This is a genomic window from Citrobacter europaeus (assembly GCF_037482245.1).
GTDB classification, from domain to species: Bacteria; Pseudomonadota; Gammaproteobacteria; order Enterobacterales; family Enterobacteriaceae; genus Citrobacter; species Citrobacter europaeus.
Genome location: NZ_CP148084.1, coordinates 966,861 through 988,360, shown reverse-complemented (window position 1 = coordinate 988,360; position 21,500 = coordinate 966,861). Strand labels below are relative to the sequence as shown.

Annotated in this window: 18 protein-coding genes; 6 read left to right on the top strand and 12 right to left on the bottom strand. The window is 51.7% G+C overall.

The window, feature by feature from the left end; translation table 11 throughout:
* Position 1 precedes the first annotated feature (1 nt).
* The 5 genes from gudP to syd form a co-directional block, all read right to left on the bottom strand.
* Positions 2-1,354, bottom strand: coding sequence for a galactarate/glucarate/glycerate transporter GudP (gudP, locus tag WHR59_RS04660; protein WP_003034105.1), 1,353 nt, complete (start codon positions 1,352-1,354; stop codon positions 2-4).
* Between the two features lie 342 nt (positions 1,355-1,696).
* Positions 1,697-2,146, bottom strand: a complete 450-nt coding sequence (locus WHR59_RS04655) for a flavodoxin (RefSeq protein WP_003034096.1) — start codon at positions 2,144-2,146, stop codon at positions 1,697-1,699.
* Positions 2,147-2,164: 18 nt separating this feature from the next.
* The gene (gene truC / locus WHR59_RS04650; protein ID WP_080626157.1) at positions 2,165-2,947 is read right to left on the bottom strand and encodes a tRNA pseudouridine(65) synthase TruC; all 783 of its coding nucleotides are present in this window, start codon (positions 2,945-2,947) and stop codon (positions 2,165-2,167) included.
* On the bottom strand, positions 2,947-3,276 hold the full coding sequence (locus tag WHR59_RS04645) for a YqcC family protein (RefSeq protein WP_047413389.1): 330 nt from the start codon (positions 3,274-3,276) through the stop codon (positions 2,947-2,949). Before WHR59_RS04645 ends, truC begins: the two co-directional genes overlap by 1 nt.
* 631 nt (positions 3,277-3,907) lie before the next feature.
* Entirely contained in the window at positions 3,908-4,453 is a 546-nt protein-coding gene (syd, locus tag WHR59_RS04640; RefSeq protein WP_043017407.1) for a SecY-interacting protein, read from the bottom strand.
* Positions 4,454-4,521: 68 nt separating this feature from the next.
* On the opposite strand from syd, the gene queF reads away from it, so the two are divergent.
* From queF to xni, 5 genes are all read left to right on the top strand, one after another.
* Positions 4,522-5,370, top strand: a complete 849-nt coding sequence (gene queF, locus WHR59_RS04635; RefSeq protein WP_043017408.1) for an NADPH-dependent 7-cyano-7-deazaguanine reductase QueF — start codon at positions 4,522-4,524, stop codon at positions 5,368-5,370.
* 113 nt (positions 5,371-5,483) lie between these two features.
* Entirely contained in the window at positions 5,484-6,848 is a 1,365-nt protein-coding gene (ppnN, locus tag WHR59_RS04630; protein WP_003840366.1) for a nucleotide 5'-monophosphate nucleosidase PpnN, read from the top strand.
* Positions 6,849-7,410: 562 nt separating this feature from the next.
* Positions 7,411-8,700: an HAAAP family serine/threonine permease gene (locus tag WHR59_RS04625; protein ID WP_043017409.1), complete on the top strand. Its 1,290-nt coding sequence runs from the start codon at positions 7,411-7,413 to the stop codon at positions 8,698-8,700.
* A 53-nt stretch (positions 8,701-8,753) separates the two neighbouring features.
* Positions 8,754-10,121, top strand: a complete 1,368-nt coding sequence (locus WHR59_RS04620) for an L-serine ammonia-lyase (RefSeq protein ID WP_338843641.1) — start codon at positions 8,754-8,756, stop codon at positions 10,119-10,121.
* A 110-nt stretch (positions 10,122-10,231) separates the two neighbouring features.
* On the top strand, positions 10,232-10,987 hold the full coding sequence (gene xni, locus WHR59_RS04615; protein ID WP_193145285.1) for a flap endonuclease Xni: 756 nt from the start codon (positions 10,232-10,234) through the stop codon (positions 10,985-10,987).
* Between the two features lie 80 nt (positions 10,988-11,067).
* On the opposite strand, the gene fucO is transcribed toward xni, so the two are convergent.
* From fucO to WHR59_RS04580, 7 genes are all read right to left on the bottom strand, one after another.
* Positions 11,068-12,216, bottom strand: coding sequence for a lactaldehyde reductase (gene fucO / locus WHR59_RS04610; RefSeq protein ID WP_047409031.1), 1,149 nt, complete (start codon positions 12,214-12,216; stop codon positions 11,068-11,070).
* A 27-nt stretch (positions 12,217-12,243) separates the two neighbouring features.
* Positions 12,244-12,891 (bottom strand): L-fuculose-phosphate aldolase, encoded by a 648-nt coding sequence (gene fucA / locus WHR59_RS04605; RefSeq protein ID WP_338843638.1) that lies wholly within the window; start codon positions 12,889-12,891, stop codon positions 12,244-12,246.
* Between the two features lie 141 nt (positions 12,892-13,032).
* Positions 13,033-14,031, bottom strand: a complete 999-nt coding sequence (locus WHR59_RS04600) for a LacI family DNA-binding transcriptional regulator (protein ID WP_043017413.1) — start codon at positions 14,029-14,031, stop codon at positions 13,033-13,035.
* A gap of 66 nt (positions 14,032-14,097) precedes the next feature.
* On the bottom strand, positions 14,098-15,678 hold the full coding sequence (locus WHR59_RS04595; protein WP_338843637.1) for an FGGY-family carbohydrate kinase: 1,581 nt from the start codon (positions 15,676-15,678) through the stop codon (positions 14,098-14,100).
* A gap of 53 nt (positions 15,679-15,731) precedes the next feature.
* Entirely contained in the window at positions 15,732-16,682 is a 951-nt protein-coding gene (locus WHR59_RS04590) for an ABC transporter substrate-binding protein (RefSeq protein ID WP_003034057.1), read from the bottom strand.
* Positions 16,683-16,755: 73 nt separating this feature from the next.
* Positions 16,756-17,739 (bottom strand): ABC transporter permease, encoded by a 984-nt coding sequence (locus WHR59_RS04585; RefSeq protein WP_003034055.1) that lies wholly within the window; start codon positions 17,737-17,739, stop codon positions 16,756-16,758.
* A gap of 3 nt (positions 17,740-17,742) precedes the next feature.
* On the bottom strand, positions 17,743-19,242 hold the full coding sequence (locus WHR59_RS04580; RefSeq protein ID WP_043017415.1) for a sugar ABC transporter ATP-binding protein: 1,500 nt from the start codon (positions 19,240-19,242) through the stop codon (positions 17,743-17,745).
* A gap of 464 nt (positions 19,243-19,706) precedes the next feature.
* Between WHR59_RS04580 and fucI the strand changes: the two genes are divergently transcribed.
* Positions 19,707-21,482 (top strand): L-fucose isomerase, encoded by a 1,776-nt coding sequence (gene fucI, locus WHR59_RS04575; RefSeq protein ID WP_043017416.1) that lies wholly within the window; start codon positions 19,707-19,709, stop codon positions 21,480-21,482.
* Positions 21,483-21,500 lie beyond the last annotated feature (18 nt).

Genomic DNA, 21,500 nt, shown 5'->3' with positions numbered 1-21,500 from the left:
ATCATTGTCCTGCGACAGGTTTCAGTTCGATACGTTTAATATCACCCACCAGCACCAGATAGCTCACTACCGCAATCAGCGCATGCACCCCGACGTAAATCAACGCGCCGTTAAATGAGCCGGTGGTCCCCACGATGTAGCCGATAGCAATTGGTGTGACAATCCCGGAGATGTTGCCAAACATATTGAACAGACCGCCGCTCAGACCGCTGATCTCTTTTGGCGCGGTATCCGCCATCACCGCCCATCCCAACGCACCGATGCCTTTACCGAAGAAGGCCAGCGCCATAAAGCCGATGATCATCCACTCCACGTTGACGTAGTTACAGAACACCATCACCATCGACAACAGCATACCCAGCACGATTGGCGTTTTACGGGCGATATTTAGCGAGCCGGTACGGCGCATCAGCCAGTCGGAAATAATGCCGCCGAGCACGCCGCCTGCGAATCCGCATATGGCCGGGACCGAGGCAACAAAACCGGCTTTCAAAATCGACATGCCGCGCGCCTGTACCAGATAAACCGGGAACCAGGTGATAAAGAAGTAGGTCAACGCGTTTATGCAGTATTGGCCGATGTAAATACCGATCATCATCCGTGAACCCAGCAGTTGCTTGATCTGCCCCCACTTCACGCTGAACGGCACTTTGGCTTTGGCGGCCGCCTGATCCATGTTGATCAGCGCCCCACCTTCGGCAATGTACTCCAGCTCTTTTTGGTTTACGCCCGGATGCTGATTCGGTTCATGAATCACCTTCAGCCAGATAAAGCTGATAACAATCCCAAGACCGCCCATAAAGAAGAACACGTGTGACCAGCCCACTTCGTGGGTCAGCCACCCCATGATTGGCGCGAAAATAACGGTGGCAAAGTATTGCGCAGAGTTAAAGATAGCGACCGCCGTGCCCCTTTCCTGCGCAGGGAACCACGCCGCCACAATCCGACTGTTGCCGGGGAAGGAGGGTGCTTCAGCTAGTCCCACGAGGAAGCGCAGGGTAAACAGCGCAACGATAATGCCGAAGCCACTGAAGATATCAACGAAGCCCTGCAGCAGGGTAAACATGGACCAGATAAAGATGGACCAGAAGTAGACGCGTTTTGAACCGAAGCGGTCGAGCAGCCAGCCGCCGGGGATCTGGCCGATAACATAGGCCCATGAGAAAGCGGAGAATACATACCCCATACCTACGGCATCCAGGCCAATGTCTTTGGCCATCTCCGAACCGGCAATGGATAAGGTGGCGCGATCGCCGTAGTTGAAGGATGTGACGATAAACAGCATCACCACTATCCAGTAGCGAGCGTTAGTGCGTTTTTCCGCGCTGCTCGCCGCCTGACTTAATGAACTCATTGTTGCACTCCTGAATCTTGGCTGTCGCCAGTTCATTCTGTACAGCACCTGTAGGGTGATCAGAATGAGAGGTTAGTGTGTGGCAGTTTTGGTACAGCTCAGGGCCGTTTTATTCTGACTCGCTGCCTTTTCGGGAACTGACGGGAAAAGTATATGAAGGAGTGCCACTGACCCTCACCGTGCATGAACACAACATTAGGGAGGCAGTGAGAAGTTGTTTGGGGCATAAGCCCAAAGCAGTGGAAGTTAGTTCACGTAATTGGGGTTTTATTGCCGGGTGGCGGCTGCGCCAGACCCGGCCTACGGTTCAAATGGGGATTGAATGCCCGTGCAGGCGAGGGGTTATTTAAGCAAGGTTCCCCAGTTTTCTACCCAGGGATTAGATTCGCTTTCCGGTTCAGGATGTTCGCTGGCGTCAATCAGCAGCATTTCACCTACGCGTTGAGCGCTTTGCTCCTGCAACAGCGCATCGAACTGCTTACCGCCATTGCAAAAATTAACGTAGCTACTGTCGCCCAGCGCAATGACCCCGTAATGCAGATTTGGCTGAAAACCGAGATTATCTTTGATTCCCTGAAACAGCGGCACAATGCTATCCGGCAAATCGCCCTGCCCGGTCGTTGAGGTCACGACCAGCACATATTTATCCTGATATGCCTGCCAGTCGCTGAGCTCCGGATCTTCGAACACCGTGGCTTTATGACCCTGCGCCGTCAAAATAGCTTCGGCCTCTTCGGCAACCAGCAGTGCGTTTCCGTACATCGTGCCGACAAAAATTCCAATTTCCGCCATAACCGTAATCTCCTGGACTTAAGAATCTATTTGCTCATCCTGACCTGACAGCCCGCTGAACTCAACCCTTTCATTCTCAGGGAGAAGTCCACGCCAGCCAAACTGTGATAGCGCCTGCATCCAGACATCATCCAGCCCGGCGCGAATCACCAGCGGTTCGCCGGTAAAAGGATGAGTCAGCGCAAGCTGGCTGGCATGCAGCATCAGGCGCTGACAGCCAAAATGCTCTGCAGCGCTGCGGTTTTGCCGCAAATCACCGTGCTTGCTGTCACCGATAATCGGATGGCGCAAGTGTGCCAGATGGCGTCTGAGCTGGTGTTTTCGACCGGTTTTAGGGTCCAGCTCCACCAGTCCGTAGCGGGTAGTCGGATAACGCCCGGTCGCTACCGGCATCTCCACCGTCGCCAGACCGCGATAATGGGTGATGGCAGGCTGCGGGCCTTTATCATCACGAGCAAACTTATCGGCGATCTTATCCAGTTCTTCGACTAACGGATAATCCAGTACGGCATCCTCCATCAGCCAGCCACGCACAATCGCATGATAGCGTTTCTGAATTTGATGATGTTCAAACTGCTGAGACAACAAACGCCCGGCTTCGCTGGACAACCCCATCAGCAGCACGCCGGAGGTCGGCCTGTCGAGTCGGTGGGCGGTAAAAACGTGCTGACCAATCTGGTCGCGTACCGTTTGCATCACCACCACTTTCTCATCCCGGTCGAGCCAACTGCGGTGAACTAACCAGCCCGAAGGTTTATTGACTGCGACCAGCCATTCGTCCTGATAGAGGATCTCCAGCATCAGGTGTTATCACTTGTAAACAGCGCATCCAGCTCCTGCAATGCAGTCAGGAGGATGTCGCGTTGCGGATGATCGGCAGCCAGCGCCATTTCGTAATACGGTGCGACGGCAAAAGCCTGTGGAAGCGGCTGCGCGTTATCAATCAACGTATGCATGCGGGGAATCAATACCCATTGCAGCCATTCAACCGGCTCCATGGTATCCATACAAAAAGGCTGCGTGCTGGTAAACAGATGGTCTGCAGGCTCATCCATCCGCCAATGATGATGTTCACGCAGTAGCGCTTCAAGCGCGTGTAACTGCTGGCGCACACGGTCATGAGTCGTCATGAAATTAACCTCAATGATGAAAAATCTGGCGCGAAGAATAGCACTAGTGAAGGGAAATAAAAAAAGGGAGCACTGTAAAAACAGTGCTCCCGGTTCGTTTCGCAGCATTCCAGCTACTTTTAGTGCTCCCTGCTCATCCGTGACAACTTTTCCTGTGGTCTTGCGACCGTGTTCATCCTGAACTTTTGCATCCTGCTCACATCACCCCGATGTGAAAACTTCATCCTGAAGTGTCCTGGCCATCCTGACCCGCCGAACATCCTGACCGGCTCTCATTCTCCGTCCTGGAGGTGTCCTTTAACGCATCCAGCGTTTTCCGCTTTGCTTCATCCTGAAGCCTGTCCTTGTAACACCGTCCTGGTGTGTCCTGGCGAAGAGCCATCATCCTGATGTTCTCTTCGTTGTGCGACTCCTTGTCGACAGATATAGAATCGCCTGTTTCGCCTTGTCTTACAAGACGCTTACAGACATACCCTTAAGATTATTTTCGTATGAAAGTTGACATCGAATCATTAACAAACTGAATAATAAGGAATTATCATTTTATCCGTTGATTAAGTCTTCGCTTATTACCTGGCAATGTCCTACAGGGTTTGTAAGAGATCTCTCACAAGGTTCAGGGCAAACTGGATTACAGAACTGGCTTAAGTTGAGTGAGGAATTCCGCAAGTGAGGCCGCCAGCACCTTTCTTTGACGGGTTCCCAGCGTTTCTTTGCACACTTCACCGGACAGATTGCACACCGAAATGACATCGAGCTCATTGTCCTGTGTGGCAATAAAAAGCGTAGGCGATAGCTTGAGGCGCTTTTGCGTGACCAGATGACCAATCAGGTTTTCCTGAACGCGCCTGAAGTCATCTTCACTCCAGGTTTGCAGCAGCGTTAACTTTTCATCCGCAAACTGCGCGTGCATGTCCCCGGCAAACTGGGTGGTGTAAAAAGCGTGAACCGCAGGTTGTATCACGATATCAAAGGCCCGTTCAACCGCGTTGAGGTTTTTTTCGCCAACAAAAGGCTGAGGTTGCCAGTAAACCGCATCGTTTGTGGAAGAAATGATGCACGGAGAAGGTACGCCATACAGCTCTTCACTGAGCGGCCAGCTGTTGTTTTTTTCATGCCATGTGTCGCAATAACGTGTCGTAAAGGCTGTCAACGCCTGCGCTGTCAATTCGTCCACTGATTTCTCTCTTCACAAAAGCCAGGATACACTTGTCGCATAGTGTATCTGGTTTATGACGGTGAAACATGTCCTCTTATGAAAATCATCAGGCGCTTGATGGCCTGACTCTCGGTAAATCAACAGATTACCGTGACAATTACGATGCCAGCCTGCTGCAGGGCGTCCCGCGCAGCCTGAACCGCGACCCACTGGATTTAAAGGCCGATAATCTGCCTTTTCACGGTGCCGATATCTGGACGCTGTATGAACTGTCGTGGCTGAATGCCAACGGTTTACCGCAGGTCGCGGTCGGTCATGTAGAACTGGATTACACCAGCGTAAATCTGATTGAATCGAAAAGCTTTAAGCTTTACCTGAACAGTTTTAACCAGACGCGTTTTGACTCCTGGGAAGCGGTACGCCAGACGCTGGAAAACGATCTGCGCACTTGTGCTGAGGGCGATGTCAGCGTGGCGCTGTACCGTCTTGACGAACTGGAAGGACAGCCGATTGCCCACTTTAACGGCACCTGTATCGATAATCAGGATATCGTCATCGATAACTACCAGTTCAGCACTGAGTATCTGGAAAACGCCGTGAGCGGTGAAAAAGCGGTGGAAGAGACGCTGGTCAGCCATCTGCTGAAATCTAACTGCCTGATCACCCACCAGCCAGACTGGGGCTCCATACAAATTCAGTATCGCGGACGCAAAATCGACCGGGAGAAGCTGCTGCGTTATCTGGTCTCCTTCCGCCACCATAATGAATTTCACGAGCAGTGCGTGGAGCGCATTTTCAATGACATTCTGCGCTTCTGCCAGCCGGAGAAACTGAGCGTCTACGCGCGCTACACGCGACGTGGCGGTCTGGACATTAACCCATGGCGCACCAACACCGACTTCACTCCGGCAACGGGTCGTCTGGTGCGTCAGTAATCTTTTTTCTCAATTTTGCGTGCCCGATTCCGTGCACAAGGTTGTGAAAGGTCATAAGCCAGGGCTATTGTAATCAGTAGAGGATGATGTCTCTCGTCCCGTAAGGAGTTTACTTGATTACACATATTAGCCCGCTTGGCTCAATGGACATGTTGTCGCAGCTGGAAGTCGATATGCTTAAACGCACGGCCAGCAGCGACCTGTATCAACTGTTTCGTAACTGTTCGCTTGCCGTTCTGAACTCCGGCAGTTTGACCGATAACAGCAAAGAGCTGCTGTCCCGCTTTGAAAGTTTCGACATTAACGTGCTGCGCCGCGAACGGGGCGTGAAGCTGGAACTGATCAACCCGCCTGAAGATGCGTTTGTTGATGGACGCATTATTCGCGCGCTACAGGCCAACTTGTTTGCCGTGCTGCGCGACATTCTGTTCGTCAATGGCCAGATCCATAACGCCGGTCGTTTTCAGCATCTGGATCTCGAAAGCTCGGTGCATATTACCAACCTCGTATTCTCGATCCTGCGTAATGCCCGGGCACTGCACGTTGGCGAAGCGCCGAACATGGTCGTCTGCTGGGGCGGTCACTCAATCAACGAGAATGAATACCTGTACGCCCGTCGCGTAGGCACCCAGTTGGGCCTGCGTGAACTGAACATCTGTACCGGCTGTGGTCCGGGGGCGATGGAAGCGCCAATGAAAGGCGCTGCAGTCGGTCACGCCCAGCAGCGATACAAAGACAGTCGCTTTATTGGTATGACCGAACCGTCAATCATTGCCGCAGAGCCGCCTAATCCGCTGGTTAACGAACTGATCATCATGCCAGACATTGAAAAACGTCTGGAGGCGTTCGTGCGTATCGCCCACGGTATTATCATCTTCCCGGGCGGCGTAGGGACAGCAGAAGAGCTGCTGTATCTGCTGGGGATCCTGATGAATCCGGCCAACAAAGATCAGGTTTTACCGCTGATCCTGACCGGACCAAAAGAGAGCGCCGATTACTTCCGCGTGCTGGACGAATTTATCGTGCACACGCTGGGGGAAGATGCGCGTCGCCACTATCGCATTATCATTGACGATGCAGCGGAAGTGGCGCGTCTGATGAAAAAAGCGATGCCGCTGGTGAAAGAGAACCGCCGCGACACTGGCGATGCCTACAGCTTTAACTGGTCGATTCGTATCGCACCGGATTTGCAGATGCCGTTCGAGCCGTCCCATGAAAACATGGCTAACCTTAAGCTGTACCCGGATCAGCCCGTTGAAGTACTGGCGGCCGACCTGCGTCGTGCGTTCTCGGGTATTGTGGCGGGGAACGTGAAGGAAGTTGGGATCCGCGCCATTGAAGAGTTTGGCCCGTACAAAATCCACGGTGACCGTGAGATGATGCGCCGCATGGACGATCTCCTGCAGGGCTTTGTTGCACAGCATCGTATGAAGTTACCAGGCTCTGCGTATATCCCTTGCTACGAGATCTGCGCCTAACCTTCAACAGCCGCCAGCAGACGCTATCGCGGTGACAGTTTTGTCCATATTAAAGCCGGGTCTGGCGCATTAGCCTCCCGGCTTTTTTTAGTGATACCAGTCACATAGCCCAGAGGATCATATAAATATCAGTGATATTTCATTAAAAAAGAAGCGGTACGCAAACGATTACCTTTAAAACCCAACCGTGATTTATCTTAGGAAATTATTATTAGTCGCCAAAATCCTCTAAAAACAACAGTTTTTACAGCTTAACACGCCTATCTTCGCGCCTTCGCTTTCATGAGATATGTCGTTAATGTTAGCCTTCGCGCCCGTAAATTCGCTTTGACTATTTTTTAACAGATTAATGGCCCAAATTTATCCACATAAAAGGTGGATTATTGCATTTGGGATCCCGATCACTGATACATCCATTACTAAAATGTATCTTTCCGCCCGCAAATTATTACGGCGAAAAATTATATAAAAAATCGCTCAACGAATTTCGATTTACAGTCGGGTGCTTTCTCATTGGATTGAACCCAAACCCGACTTTTTAAGCTTCCTCCAGGAGAAATAGATGGAAAACACTCAAACCAGCACTATCGTTACGGGCCAGACCCGCAGCGCATGGCGCAAGACAGACACCATGTGGATGCTGGGCCTTTACGGCACGGCGATTGGCGCGGGTGTATTGTTCCTGCCGATTAACGCAGGCGTAGGCGGCATGATCCCGCTTATCATCATGGCGATCCTTGCTTTCCCAATGACCTTCTTTGCACACCGCGGTCTGACTCGCTTCGTGCTGTCCGGTAAAAATCCGGGTGAAGACATCACCGAAGTTGTAGAAGAACACTTTGGTGTCGGCGCGGGTAAGCTGATTACCCTGCTCTATTTCTTCGCTATTTACCCAATTCTGTTGGTCTACAGCGTTGCAATCACCAACACCGTTGAAAGCTTCCTGACCCACCAGTTGGCGATTACGCCGCCGCCGCGCGCAATCCTGTCTCTGATCCTGATTGTTGGCATGATGACCATCGTGCGCTTCGGTGAGCAGATGATCGTGAAGGCGATGAGCATCCTGGTATTCCCGTTCGTTGCGGCTCTGATGCTGCTGGCGCTGTACCTGATCCCTCAGTGGAGCGGTGCGATTCTGGAAACCCTGTCCTTTGATTCTGCAGCAACCACCGGCAACGGCCTGCTGTTGACCCTGTGGCTGGCAATTCCGGTAATGGTGTTCTCCTTCAACCACTCACCAATCATCTCCTCCTTCGCCGTGGCGAAGCGTGAAGAATACGGTGATGAAGCTGAGAAAAAATGCTCTAAGATCCTGGCATTCGCTCACATCATGATGGTGCTGACCGTAATGTTCTTCGTCTTCAGCTGTGTGTTTAGCCTGTCCCCAGCGGACCTGGCTGCAGCGAAAGAGCAGAACATCTCTATCCTGTCTTACCTGGCAAACCACTTTAACGCGCCGATCATCGCCTGGATGGCACCGATCATCGCGATTATCGCTATCACCAAATCCTTCCTCGGCCACTATCTGGGCGCGCGTGAAGGTTTCAACGGTATGGTGATTAAGTCTCTGCGCGGCAAAGGCAAAACCATCGAAATCAACAAACTGAACAAAATCACTGCGCTGTTCATGCTGGTAACCACCTGGATTGTGGCGACGCTGAACCCGAGCATCCTCGGTATGATTGAAACCCTGGGTGGCCCAATCATCGCGATGATTCTGTTCCTGATGCCGATGTATGCCATTCAGAAAGTACCGGCAATGCGTAAATACAGCGGCCATATCAGCAACGTCTTCGTTGTGATTATGGGCCTGATCGCTATCTCCGCTATTTTCTACTCTCTGTTCAGTTAATTCCCCTGCGCCGCTCTTCGGGGCGGCGCACCTCGATACACAATGGACGCCTCATGATTAGCGTATTCGATATTTTTAAAATCGGCATTGGCCCTTCCAGCTCCCATACTGTTGGCCCGATGAAAGCAGGCAAACAATTCACGGATGACCTGATTGCACGCGGAATTCTCACTGACGTAACCCGCGTAGTGGTTGATGTCTATGGCTCTTTGTCTCTCACGGGGAAAGGTCACCATACCGACATCGCGATTATTATGGGCCTGGCGGGTAATCTGCCGGATACCGTAGACATTGATGCCATCCCGGCCTTTATCCAGGATGTGAATACTCATGGACGTTTGCTGCTGGCGGACGGTCAACATGAGGTTGAGTTCCCGGTCGACAAGTGCATGAATTTCCATGCGGACAATCTGTCCCTGCACGAAAACGGGATGCGTATTACCGCACTGGCGGGCGAAAAAGCCATTTACAGCCAGACCTACTATTCCATTGGCGGTGGGTTCATCGTTGATGAAGAACATTTTGGTTTACCGAACAACTCTCCGGTAAACGTGCCGTATCCGTATAAATCTGCGGCTGATTTGCAGCGTCATTGCCAGGAAACCGGCCTGTCGCTTTCTGGTCTGATGATGCAAAACGAACTGGCGCTGCACAGCAAAGAAGAGCTGGAACAGCACTTTGCCAACGTCTGGGAAGTGATGCGTAGCGGGATTGAGCGCGGTATCATCACCGAAGGCGTATTGCCAGGCAAACTGCGCGTTCCGCGTCGTGCTGCGGCGCTGCGTCGTATGCTGGTCAGCAGCGACAAAACCACCACTGACCCGATGGCGGTTGTTGACTGGATCAACATGTTCGCGCTGGCCGTGAACGAAGAAAACGCTGCCGGTGGACGCGTGGTTACCGCGCCAACCAACGGCGCATGCGGGATTGTTCCTGCTGTACTGGCGTACTACGACAAGTTTATCCGCGAAGTGAACGCTAACTCGCTGGCGCGCTACATGCTGGTTGCGAGCGCCATTGGTTCACTGTACAAGATGAACGCCTCTATCTCTGGCGCCGAAGTGGGCTGTCAGGGTGAAGTCGGTGTTGCCTGCTCCATGGCTGCAGCCGGTCTGGCTGAACTGCTGGGCGGTAGCCCAATGCAGGTGTGCATTGCGGCGGAAATCGGTATGGAACATAACCTGGGTCTGACCTGCGATCCGGTTGCCGGCCAGGTACAGGTACCCTGCATTGAGCGTAACGCTATTGCTTCGGTTAAAGCAGTTAACGCCGCGCGTATGGCGCTGCGCCGTACCAGTGAACCGCGCGTGTGCCTCGATAAAGTTATCGAGACCATGTACGAAACCGGTAAAGACATGAATGCCAAATACCGCGAAACCTCTCGCGGTGGTCTGGCGATGAAGATTGTCACCTGCGATTAAGTCCCCTGAAGAGGCCTCTTTTGCGAGGCCTCTTCCTGTTTTTCTGCCAACTATTCGCCTCCCTTCGCCGTGAATGTTACCCTACAGACTGATTTGTTAGGGAGAACACCGTGGCCGTCCATCTGCTCATTGTTGATGCACTGAATCTCATCCGTCGTATTCACGCCGTACAGGGCTCACCCTGCGTGGAGACGTGCCAGCACGCACTCGATCAGCTGATTGTGCACAGTCAGCCCACGCACGCCGTGGCGGTATTTGATGACGAGGCGCGCAACAGCGGCTGGCGTCACCAACGCTTACCTGACTACAAAGCCGGTCGCCCGCCAATGCCTGACGATTTACACCAGGAAATGCCCGCCTTACGCGCTGCTTTTGAACAGCGCGGCGTCTGCTGCTGGGAATCCAGCGGGAATGAAGCCGATGATTTAGCCGCTACTCTGGCGGTTAAAGTTTGCCAGGCGGGACATCAGGCAACCATCGTTTCAACCGATAAAGGCTATTGTCAGCTACTCTCCCCAACGCTGCGTATTCGGGACTATTTCCAGAAACGCTGGCTGGATGCGCCCTTTATCGAGAAAGAGTTCGGCGTACTACCGCAACAGTTGCCTGATTACTGGGGACTGGCGGGGATCAGCAGTTCTAAAGTTCCAGGGGTTGCCGGTATTGGACCCAAAAGCGCCACACAATTGCTGACGCAGTTTCCAACGCTGGAAGCGTTGTATGAACATCTGAATGACGTACCGGAGAAATGGCGCAAGAAACTCGAAGAACATCGGGAGATGGCGTTTCTGTGCCGCGATATTGCGCGGCTGCAAACGGACTTACATATCGACGGAAACCTACAGCAATTACGCCTGGCGCGGTAGCCTTATTGTCGGATGCGGTGTCAACACCTTATCCGGCCTACTTATCGTACAACCCAGCAGGCCGGATAAACGTCAGGTGATTACCAGGCGGTATGGTATAGCTCGACGATATCTCCAAGGCTCGCTTCACGCGGATTTCCCCCGGTACAAACATCGTCAAATGCCGCCTGCGCCAGTGCAGGGATATCCTCTTTGCGTACGCCAACATCGCGTAAATGCAGTGGGATCCCTACATCACGGTTAAGGGCGAAGACAGCATCCACCGCAGCTTTACGTGCTTCTGCCAGCGTCAGGCCTTCAACCTTAACCCCCATCGCCCGGGCGATATCGCGGAATTTTTCCCCGGTAAATTCGGCGTTATAGTGCATCACGTGCGGCAGCAAAATGGCATTCGCGACGCCGTGCGGCGTGTTGTAAAACGCGCCTAACGGATGTGCCATGCCATGCACTAATCCCAGGCCAACGTTGGAAAAACCCATTCCGGCAACGTACTGGCCCAACGCCATCGCTTCACCCGCCTGGCTATCGCCCGCGACCGAACCGCGTAATGCCCCGGCAATAATTTCGATGGCTTTGATGTGCAGCGCATCGGTAAGCGCCCACGCCGCCCGCGTGATGTACCCTTCAATGGCATGAGTCAGTGCATCCACTCCTGTGGCGGCTTTTAATGCAGCGGGCATGCCGTCCATCATGTCAGCATCGATGAACGCCACCTGCGGGATGTCATGTGGATCGACACAAACAAACTTACGCCGGTTCTCTTCGTCAGTGATCACGTAGTTAATGGTCACTTCCGCTGCCGTCCCCGCGGTGGTTGGGACTGCCATAACCGGCACGCTCGGGCTGCGCGTTGGCGATAACCCTTCAAGGCTGCGGACATCTGCAAACTCAGGGTTATTATGGATAATGCCAATCGCTTTACAGGTATCCTGCGGGGAGCCTCCGCCGATGGCTATCAGATAGTCTGCGCCACTTTGCTGAAACACACCCAATCCTTCCTGCACCACCGCAATGGTTGGGTTAGGGATAACGCCTGAATAGATTTCCCATGCCAGACCTGCAGCATCCATTCGGGAAGTCACCTTTTCAACAACGCCGCACTGTACCAGATTTGTATCGGTCACAATCAACGCTTTGCGATAACCACGACGGATGACTTCATCGGTTAACGCGCCAACAGCTCCCCGGCCAAACCATGCCGTTTCGTTCAGAATCATTCTGTTCGCCATCGTATATCTCCTTTTCGCTATGCGAAATTACTCTTCAATGCGTAATCCGTAAGATTTGAATTTCTCCAGCACAATGGCGATCTCTTCGTCATCCAGCACCGGAACTGGGTCAACAATCGCCAGCGTGCTCAGATACAGGCGGGCCAGAACTTCTACTTCATGCGCCAACCACAGTGCTTTTTCCAAATTCGCTTCACAAGCAATCAACCCATGGTGCTGTAAAAGCGTTGCCTTACGGGTTTTCAGGGCGACGCTCACATGCTCTGACAGCTCTCGTGTACCAAACGTCGCATAAGGCGCACACGGAATAGAGTTTCCCCCCGCCGCTGCAATCATGTAATGAATTGCCGGGATAGGGCGATTGAGAATTGAAACGGCGGTGCAGTGTACGGCATGGTTATGGACAACCGCATTGGCATCCGGACGCGTCTGGTATGCCGCCAGGTGAAAACGCCATTCACTGGAGGGTAATTGTCCTTTATCATATTTCCCGTCGTTATCTACATACACGATCATGTTTTCAGTAAGTCTTTCGTAAGGAATACCGCTGGGCGTGATCAGCATCCCGTTTTCATAACGCGCACTCACATTTCCCGCCGTCCCCTGATTCAATCCAAGGCTGGTCATTTCCAGACAGGTTTCAATGATTTCTCGCGACAAACGCATTCTTTCCATAATGATTCTCCGGGTACAGTTTCCCCTCGTCTTTATTGCGAAAAATGCAGCCGCAGAATAAGACGGGTCAGGTTTCAGGTACAGGCAGCCACTGAATGTAGTTATTCAGATTCAGTTGGCCGATTTATTTTTAGCGACGTATTATGGTTGTCTTACGCGCTTAATTAGTTTCATTTCAACTTTTACAGTTTCTTTAATTGGCCGGTCATCAATAGCACTCATCATCATATCGAATGCTTTTTCCGCCCAGACATTTTCATCCTGTTGCATTGACCAGACATTATTGGCGAGGAATCCCAGCATTGGGTGTTCATCGAATGTCCCAATATTAATTTCTGGTGGAATGGTGCCTAAACGATTACGAATAGCGTTAATGGCCCCTTCCAGTACGGGTAATGATGAGGCGATAAATGCCTGCGGACAGTCCTGTTCACCGATCAACTCATCCATGAGTCGATAACCACCTTCAGGTGTGTTATCCGGACCTTCGCGCACCCAATCTCTGTGAAAAATACCATTATTGTTCAATGCATTAAGATAACCTTGCAAACGGTCACCAATGCTGGGTAATCCGGTATCCCCTACTAAAAACCAGATCGGCGACTTTCCAGCGTCAAACAAACTTTGCGTCAACTTTTCGCCGCCCAAAATGTTATGACTTTCAACCAGTGCGTTGTCGGTATACTTAAAATCACGGTCAAGCAACACCATTGGTTTCCTGACCTGACGTAAATGGTGTTGCTGATTCTCTAACGTTGAAGGAACAATAAACAGGCCATCGACATTGCGCGCGATTAACGCTTTGGTCAGTTTATTTTCGTAATCAACATCGTCATAGGTACAGCTAATCGTTAGCTGATAACCAGAACGGCGACAGCGTTGCTCAAGTTTTTCTGCAAGTGTGGCAAAAAACACGTTGGAAATATTAGGGACTATCAATCCTAACGTATCCGTTTTATTCAATTTCAGGCTGCGTGCTGAATGGTTAATGACGTAACCATAGCGCTCGACATATTCATTAATACGCGTTTGGGTTTTGACACTGATTCGATATTGCTCTGCTTTCCCGTTCAGCACCAGTCGTACGGTCGTAACCGATAAATTCAGATCGCTGGCTATCTGTTCTACTGTTTTAGCCATTTATATGCCCCAGTTCACATCCAAAAACGTCAATCCCCAATCATAAAAGTATTTTAAACTTTTGTCTTACTGCATAAGTTGGTTAATCGCCTGCTGCTGATCCCACAGCATCAGATAAGCCTGGTATTTACGATCATAGAAGTTCCGCCGTGCCGGGTTAGCCTTGATCACCCCGCCCGATCGAACCATCGCCTGGCATGCGGACGGAATCGTGGTCCACGCGCCGCATGCCACCGCGCCGGTAATGGCCGCACCTAACGTTACCGCATCCTCTTCCTGCATAAGATGAATATCGCATCCGGTGGCATCGGCATATTCTCGCAACCACAGTGGGTTATGCGTTGCGCCGCCGCACAGCGTCAGACGGGAAATGGTGTGACCGTTTTCGCGCATCACCTCCATAATATGTCGCGTACCGCAGGCGATCGCCTGTATTGTCGCCAGGTACAGACGAGCAACCTGCATCTCGCCTCGTTCCAGCGTTAAACCACACACACTCCCCCGGGCATCGGGTCGCGCGCGCGGCGAACGATTACCGTGGTGATCGGCCAGCACATGCAAATAACGACCAGGCTCTGACTCCTGCTCCTCAAGTGCTGCAACCCACTCATTAACTAAAACGATGGGATGGCACCCCCGCGCTTCAGCTTTGTTAAACAGCTCAGCGCTGGCACCTGACTCCTGAAGCGTCCAGTCGACTAACGCCCCGGCGGCGCTTTGTCCCCCTTCCGTCAGCCAGTAGCCTGGCAGCATGGCTGACCAGTATGGTCCCCATACGCCTGGCGTATGAATTTCGTGCCGGCTGCACAGCATATGGCAATTTGACGTTCCGCTGATCAGCGCCAACGTCCCCTCAGGCTCGGCACCAGCTAGCGCCACTCCGCCTGCATGGGCATCAATCATTCCACTGGCGACGACCACTGTAGTCGTCAGCCCCAGCGCCTGGGCCGCATCGCTGCTAAGCGTTCCAACGCCAGCGCCTGGCGGCAGAATACGCGACGGGATTTTGCCCAATAAATCCGTTAATTCAACGGCATCGAGCAGGGAGTGGCTGAAGCGTTGTTCATGTGCCAGATAGTTCCATTTACAGGTTAGCGTGCACAACCCCGCAACATCAGTGGCGGTAGCTTTAGAGACCAGAAAGTCCGCCAAATCGTAGAATCGATGCGCACTCTGCCAGGTGGCTGGAAAATGGTTTTTCAGCCATAGCACTTTGGGAAGCTCCATTTCGACGCTGACCTCACCGCCAACATAGCGCAGAGAGGGATCCTGCGTGGCGTTAATACGCTGCGTCTCCTGCGCCGCACGATGATCCATCCACATGATGATGTTATGGTCTGACGGTTCGCCGGGGGAAACCGCCAGTCCCCGCCCCTGTTCGTCCAGTGCTACCAATGAACAGGTGGCATCAAAACCCAATGAGCGAATATCCTCAATGCAAACCCCGGATGACGACACCGCCTCCTTCACTGCATGGCAAACCTGCTGCCAGATTTCTGCAGATGACTGCTCAACCCGCTCAGGACCGGGTCGAAACTGCGAGATGGTACGAGTCGCAAAAGCCAGCCGTTTGCCACTGGCATCAAAGACACCCGCCCTGACGCTGGCGGAACCGACATCCACACCGAGGAAATATCCACTGCCCATAGTAACTCCCTGACGCTGGCTAATGATGGGGCGAGCACCTCGCCCCAACGGTCTTATTTTTTACCGAATGGGTGTAACAGCTTGTCAATTTCTGGCGTATCAATATTCTTCGCGCTGACAAATTTCACCGGAATATCAATTTCTTTCGGTACAGACTGACCCGATACCGCTGCATTCAGCGTCTTAATACCCTGGTAGCCAATTTGATAAGCGTCCTGCACCACAAATCCCTGAATCACTCCGGACTTCAGGAAAGCAATGATTGCCTCGGTGCTATCAAAACCAATCACCTTCACTTTGCCTTTCAGATTTTGGCTATCAATAGCGTTTGCTACGCCAAGCGTTGAGCCTTCATTCGTACCATAAATTCCTGCGATATCCGGGTTGGCCTGGATCATATCGATGGTTTTATCCATCGCTTTTTGCGGATCGCCATCGCTGTACTGGACCGGTAGCACCTGAATATCCGGATATTTCTCCTTCATACGGGCAATAAACCCTTCCGAACGTTCAATCGCTGAAGAAGTCCCTGCTACGTGCGCAATAATGCCCACTTTCCCTTTGCTGCCCACTTCCGCTGCCAGCGCGTCTGCGGCTTCAGCACCGGCTTTTCGGTTATTCGTAGCGACAAAGCTCACCGGAATATCGGAATTCACGCCGGAGTCAAACGTCACAACTTTAATGCCGCGTGAATTTGCGGTCTCAACTAATGGCGCCAGCGCATTGGCATCTAACGCGGCCAGTAATAGCCCATTCGGTTTTTGCGCCATCGCGTTTTCAACTAACTGAATCTGCTCGGCAATCTGAGTTTCATCCGCCGGGCCAACATAGCTGGTTTTATCACCCAACTCTTTTGCTGCCGCTTCCGTCCCCATTTTTACGGTTTGCCAGAATTCATGCTGGAAACCTTTACTGACCACCGGAAGGTTCATATCTTTAGCCAATACGCTGGATGTCATACAGGCCAGCAGGGATAACGCATAGACAAAATTCCTGGTTCTCATTGTTTTACTCCGTTCTGAGTGAGTCACCCTAAACGTCAGGGTTATGATGCCCCGTGACTTCCGGGAGCGTAAATCAACGAATTTTTTTGCGTAATGTGTCGAGATAAACCGCGGCAATGACCACCACTCCCATGGCTACCATTTGCCAGAACTGGGAAACGCCCATCAGGTTCAGGCCATTCTTCAGCACGCTCATAATGAATGCGCCGATGATCGTGCCGCCGATGGTGCCAATTCCGCCCATCAGGCTCGTACCGCCAATAACAACCGCCGCGATGGCTTCCAGCTCATATCCCACGCCGACCGTTGGCTGACCAGAGTTCAAACGAGAGGCCAGAATCACCCCGGCAATCCCGGTCAGCAGACCACAAAAGGCGTAGACGAAAATTTTGACGCGCTGAACTTTAATACCGGAAAGATGTGCGGCCACCTCATTGCTACCCACGGCGTAAACATAGCGACCAATCACCGTTTTCTTCAGGATGTAGGCGGCGATTAACGCCACCACTACCAGGTAAAAAACGGGATAAGGCAGCACATCGAACAAACGTCCCTGGGCCAGCATTTTGAAGGTGGGGTAATCGGCGAAATAAATCGCACGACCATCCGTCATCACCATATTGATGCCTCTGACGGACATCATCAGGCCCAGCGTGGCAATAAAAGGCGGGATAGTCATTTTGGTGACCAGCAAGCCGTTGATATAGCCGCATAACCCCCCGGCCAGCACCCCCGCCAGAATACATACGGGCAGAGGCAGTCCCAGCGTGGCGCTGATACCGACCGCAACACCAGAAAAGGCCACGACCGAGCCAAGAGAAAGGTCGATTCCTGAAGTGATAATGACGAAGGTAACGCCAATCGCCATGATGCCAATCACCGACGTTTGCAGGGCAATTGTCATAATGTTTTCAGTGTTAAAGAAAAATGGCGAACCGAAGCTAAAAAATATTACTAAAATAATCAGACTCAAAAGCGGCGCAAGGCGCATTAAAAGTTCTTTATTAATTTTTATTTTCTTATTATTGCTGTCTGAAGAGGTTACAGAGATAGTCATAAATTAGTCCTCTAACGTCGCATATTGCATGATTTTTTCTTGTGTGGCGTCATCAGAAGCTAACTCCCCGGTAATACGTCCATTACGCATCACTAAAATGCGATCGCACATACCCAGCACTTCCGGTAATTCAGAGGAAATCATGATAATTGACTTCCCTTTTGCCACCAGTCGATTCATTAATTCATAAATTTCAAGTTTGGCACCCACATCAATACCGCGAGTTGGTTCGTCAAAGATGAGAATATCGGTATCTTTACATACCCATCTGGCAATAATAATTTTCTGCTGATTACCGCCACTTAAATTCAGTGCTGCCTGCTCTAAATGTGGTGTTTTAATACGTAGGGCCTTAACCTGTTCCTCGCTGGTTTTCTGACAACGTTTGCTGTCCACATTGCCATAACGGTCGGAATACTCAGGATAATTGCCCAACATGATATTGCGCTCAACGGACAGCCCTAATGCCAGCCCCTCTTTTTTTCTGTCCTCGGTTAAATAGCTGATGCCCTGTTTGATAGCATCAGGAATATCTTTAATTACCGTAACTTTGCCGTTTAGCTTGAGAGTTCCGCCATCAATGGGATCCGCACCAAAAATCGCCCGCGCCAGCTCAGTACGCCCTGCGCCCATCAAGCCGGCAAAGCCCAAAATTTCGCCCTGATACAGGGTGAAATCAATGTTGTTCAGTACGCCATTGCGCGTCAGACCGCTTACTTCCAACACCGGCTTACGTTGAGCCAAAGGTCCACGACGAGGATAGATATTGCCGAGGTCACGCCCAACCATCATGGCAATCAGATCGCTAATTTTAACCGCATCATAATCTACGGTGGCAATAAACTGACCATCCCTCATCACCGTCGCGCGGTCGGCTATCAGCGCCAGTTCCTCCAGCCTGTGCGAGATATAAACAATGCCTGTTCCCTGTTCCTTCAACAAACGGGTCACCTGAAATAAGCTGTCGATTTCCGTTTCCGTCAGTGCCGCCGTCGGTTCATCCATAATAAGGATCTTGGCATTCACCGATATCGCTTTAGCAATCTCAACCATTTGTTGTTGCGCGACGGTCAGATCGGCCACCAGCGTTTCTGGTGAAATATTCAGGTTTAATTTTTGCAAAATATCGATAGCGGCCTGTCGCTGCTGTTTTTCATCCAGACGCCAGCGATTATTTTTGCAAAACTCCCTGCCAATAAATATATTTTCTTCTACTGTGAGTTCAGGGAATAGATTGAATTCCTGGTGAATAATAGTGATACCTGCGCTTTGTGCGCTCAGTGGGTTCGCAAAAGTAACAGGTTGCCCTTCGAAAATAATATCTCCTTCATCAGGCTGATAAACACCGGATAAAATCTTCATCAACGTAGACTTTCCTGCGCCATTCTCACCCAGCAGCGCATGAACCTCACCTTTGCGTAAAGCAAAATCCACATTACTCAACGCTAATACGCCGGGAAAACGTTTCGTAATATGACTCATCTGTAAAAATGTTTCAGACATTGCTGCTTTCCTCAATATACAGAAACTGCAATCAGTGAATCAGGCGAAAAAACGTTGCCAGGAAGCCATCGTCACCGTTAATGCGAATACTACCTTCACGTTCATATGCGTTTTATCAATCATGCTAACTCGAGTTAGCGAATTGCCTTTTAAAGCTATTTTAGCTACTCAAATTAGCCAAATCATTTGGTTTAAAACTGTGACGCTGAACAGACAATTTATTGCAAATAATTAATTTAAAAGAACTTATCTAAAAATATCCGTCCTGGTTTATTTGACGCAGATCGAATTTTAACCACTTCTCGTGAAGCCTCTCACAGTTCCACAACAAAAAAGTTGTGCAAAAAACTCTCTGATACCTAAGCTAACTCGAGTTAGCAAAAATGGGTTATTCGGCCAACTGCGAAGGTGGTGTTCAAAATCCGCTTTTGCAGCACGGCATAAAGTGAGATGAGGAACCTCGAATGAAAAAAAATAGCTTGCCGAAAATTGGCATTCGTCCGGTGATTGATGGGCGCCGTATGGGTGTTCGCGAATCGCTCGAAGAGCAAACCATGAATATGGCTAAAGCCACCGCTGCGCTGATCGCTGAGAAACTTCGTCACGCCTGCGGCGCGCAAATTGAATGTGTGATCGCCGATACCTGCATTGCCGGGATGGCTGAATCTGCCGCCTGCGAAGAAAAATTCAGCAGCCTGAATGTGGGCGTGACAATCACTGTTACCCCATGCTGGTGCTACGGTAGCGAAACAATCGATATGGATCCGATGCGCCCGAAAGCTATCTGGGGCTTCAATGGTACCGAGCGTCCGGGGGCCGTTTATCTGGCCGCTGCACTGGCTGCGCATAATCAAAAAGGACTTCCCGCCTTCTCTATTTATGGCCATGACGTACAGGATGCCGGCGACACCACGATCCCTGCCGATGTGGAAGAAAAATTGCTGCGTTTTGCCCGCGCGGGCTTAGCAGTTGCCAGTATGAAGGGCAAAAGCTATCTGTCCGTAGGCGGCGTTTCAATGGGCATTGCCGGCTCAATTGTCGATCATAACTTCTTTGAATCCTGGCTGGGAATGAAGGTTCAACCCGTTGATATGACTGAACTGCGTCGTCGCATCGACCAAAAAATCTATGATGAAGCTGAGCTGGAAATGGCGCTGGCCTGGGCGGACAAAAACTTCCGCTACGGCGAGGATCAGAATGCGCAACAATATAAGCGTAACGCAGAGCAAAGCCGGGCTGTGCTGAAAGAAAGTCTGCTGATGGCCATGTGCATTCGCGACATGATGCAGGGTAACCAGAAGCTGGCCGACAAAGGTCGGGTTGAAGAGTCGCTGGGGTACAACGCGATTGCCGCAGGCTTCCAGGGCCAGCGTCACTGGACCGATCAATACCCGAATGGTGATACCGCCGAAGCCCTGCTCAACAGCTCCTTTGACTGGAATGGCATACGCGAACCGTTTGTTGTCGCCACCGAAAACGACAGCCTGAACGGCGTGGCGATGCTGTTTGGTCATCAACTCACCGGCACGGCGCAGGTCTTTGCCGATGTGCGCACCTACTGGTCGCCAGAGGCGGTTGAACGCGTCACGGGGAAACCACTGACCGGCCTTGCTGAGCACGGCATTATTCACCTGATTAACTCCGGCTCGGCAGCACTGGACGGCTCCTGCAAACAGCGCGACGGCGCAGGGAAACCGACTATGAAGCCGCACTGGGAGATCGCGCAGAAAGAGGTCGATGATTGCCTGGCGGCAACCGAATGGTGTCCGGCTATTCACGAATACTTCCGCGGCGGCGGCTACTCCTCTCGCTTCCTGACCGAGGGTGGCGTGCCGTTCACCATGACTCGCATCAACATCATCAAAGGCCTGGGGCCGGTGCTGCAAATCGCGGAAGGCTGGAGCGTGGAATTACCGAAAGATATGCATGACCAGCTCGATGCGCGTACCAACTCTACCTGGCCGACCACCTGGTTTGCCCCGCGCTTAACCGGTAAAGGCCCGTTCAGCGATGTCTATTCAGTGATGGCAAACTGGGGCGCAAACCACGGTGTGTTGACGATTGGTCACGTGGGCGCGGACTTTATTACGCTCGCCGCCATGCTGCGTATCCCGGTTTGCATGCACAACGTGGAAGACGAGAAAATTTACCGTCCTTCAGCCTGGGCAGCCCACGGAATGGATATGGAAGGCCAGGATTATCGCGCCTGCCTGAACTACGGCCCGCTGTATAAGCGTTAATGCGACTCCGCCCGGTGG

Bases quoted from the DNA above. Each gene is read 5' to 3' on its own strand.
- queF (WP_043017408.1), top strand. From the start codon at position 4,522: ATGTCCTCTTATGAAAATCATCAGGCGCTTGATGGCCTGACTCTCGGT.
- WHR59_RS04580 (WP_043017415.1), bottom strand. From the start codon at position 19,242: ATGTCTGAAACATTTTTACAGATGAGTCATATTACGAAACGTTTTCCC.
- truC (WP_080626157.1), bottom strand. From the start codon at position 2,947: ATGCTGGAGATCCTCTATCAGGACGAATGGCTGGTCGCAGTCAATAAA.
- fucO (WP_047409031.1), bottom strand. From the start codon at position 12,216: ATGGCGAACAGAATGATTCTGAACGAAACGGCATGGTTTGGCCGGGGA.
- WHR59_RS04645 (WP_047413389.1), bottom strand. From the start codon at position 3,276: ATGACGACTCATGACCGTGTGCGCCAGCAGTTACACGCGCTTGAAGCG.
- fucA (WP_338843638.1), bottom strand. From the start codon at position 12,891: ATGGAAAGAATGCGTTTGTCGCGAGAAATCATTGAAACCTGTCTGGAA.
- WHR59_RS04625 (WP_043017409.1), top strand. From the start codon at position 7,411: ATGGAAAACACTCAAACCAGCACTATCGTTACGGGCCAGACCCGCAGC.
- WHR59_RS04655 (WP_003034096.1), bottom strand. From the start codon at position 2,146: ATGGCGGAAATTGGAATTTTTGTCGGCACGATGTACGGAAACGCACTG.
- WHR59_RS04620 (WP_338843641.1), top strand. From the start codon at position 8,754: ATGATTAGCGTATTCGATATTTTTAAAATCGGCATTGGCCCTTCCAGC.
- fucI (WP_043017416.1), top strand. From the start codon at position 19,707: ATGAAAAAAAATAGCTTGCCGAAAATTGGCATTCGTCCGGTGATTGAT.
- WHR59_RS04595 (WP_338843637.1), bottom strand. From the start codon at position 15,678: ATGGGCAGTGGATATTTCCTCGGTGTGGATGTCGGTTCCGCCAGCGTC.
- WHR59_RS04600 (WP_043017413.1), bottom strand. From the start codon at position 14,031: ATGGCTAAAACAGTAGAACAGATAGCCAGCGATCTGAATTTATCGGTT.
- gudP (WP_003034105.1), bottom strand. From the start codon at position 1,354: ATGAGTTCATTAAGTCAGGCGGCGAGCAGCGCGGAAAAACGCACTAAC.
- WHR59_RS04590 (WP_003034057.1), bottom strand. From the start codon at position 16,682: ATGAGAACCAGGAATTTTGTCTATGCGTTATCCCTGCTGGCCTGTATG.
- WHR59_RS04585 (WP_003034055.1), bottom strand. From the start codon at position 17,739: ATGACTATCTCTGTAACCTCTTCAGACAGCAATAATAAGAAAATAAAA.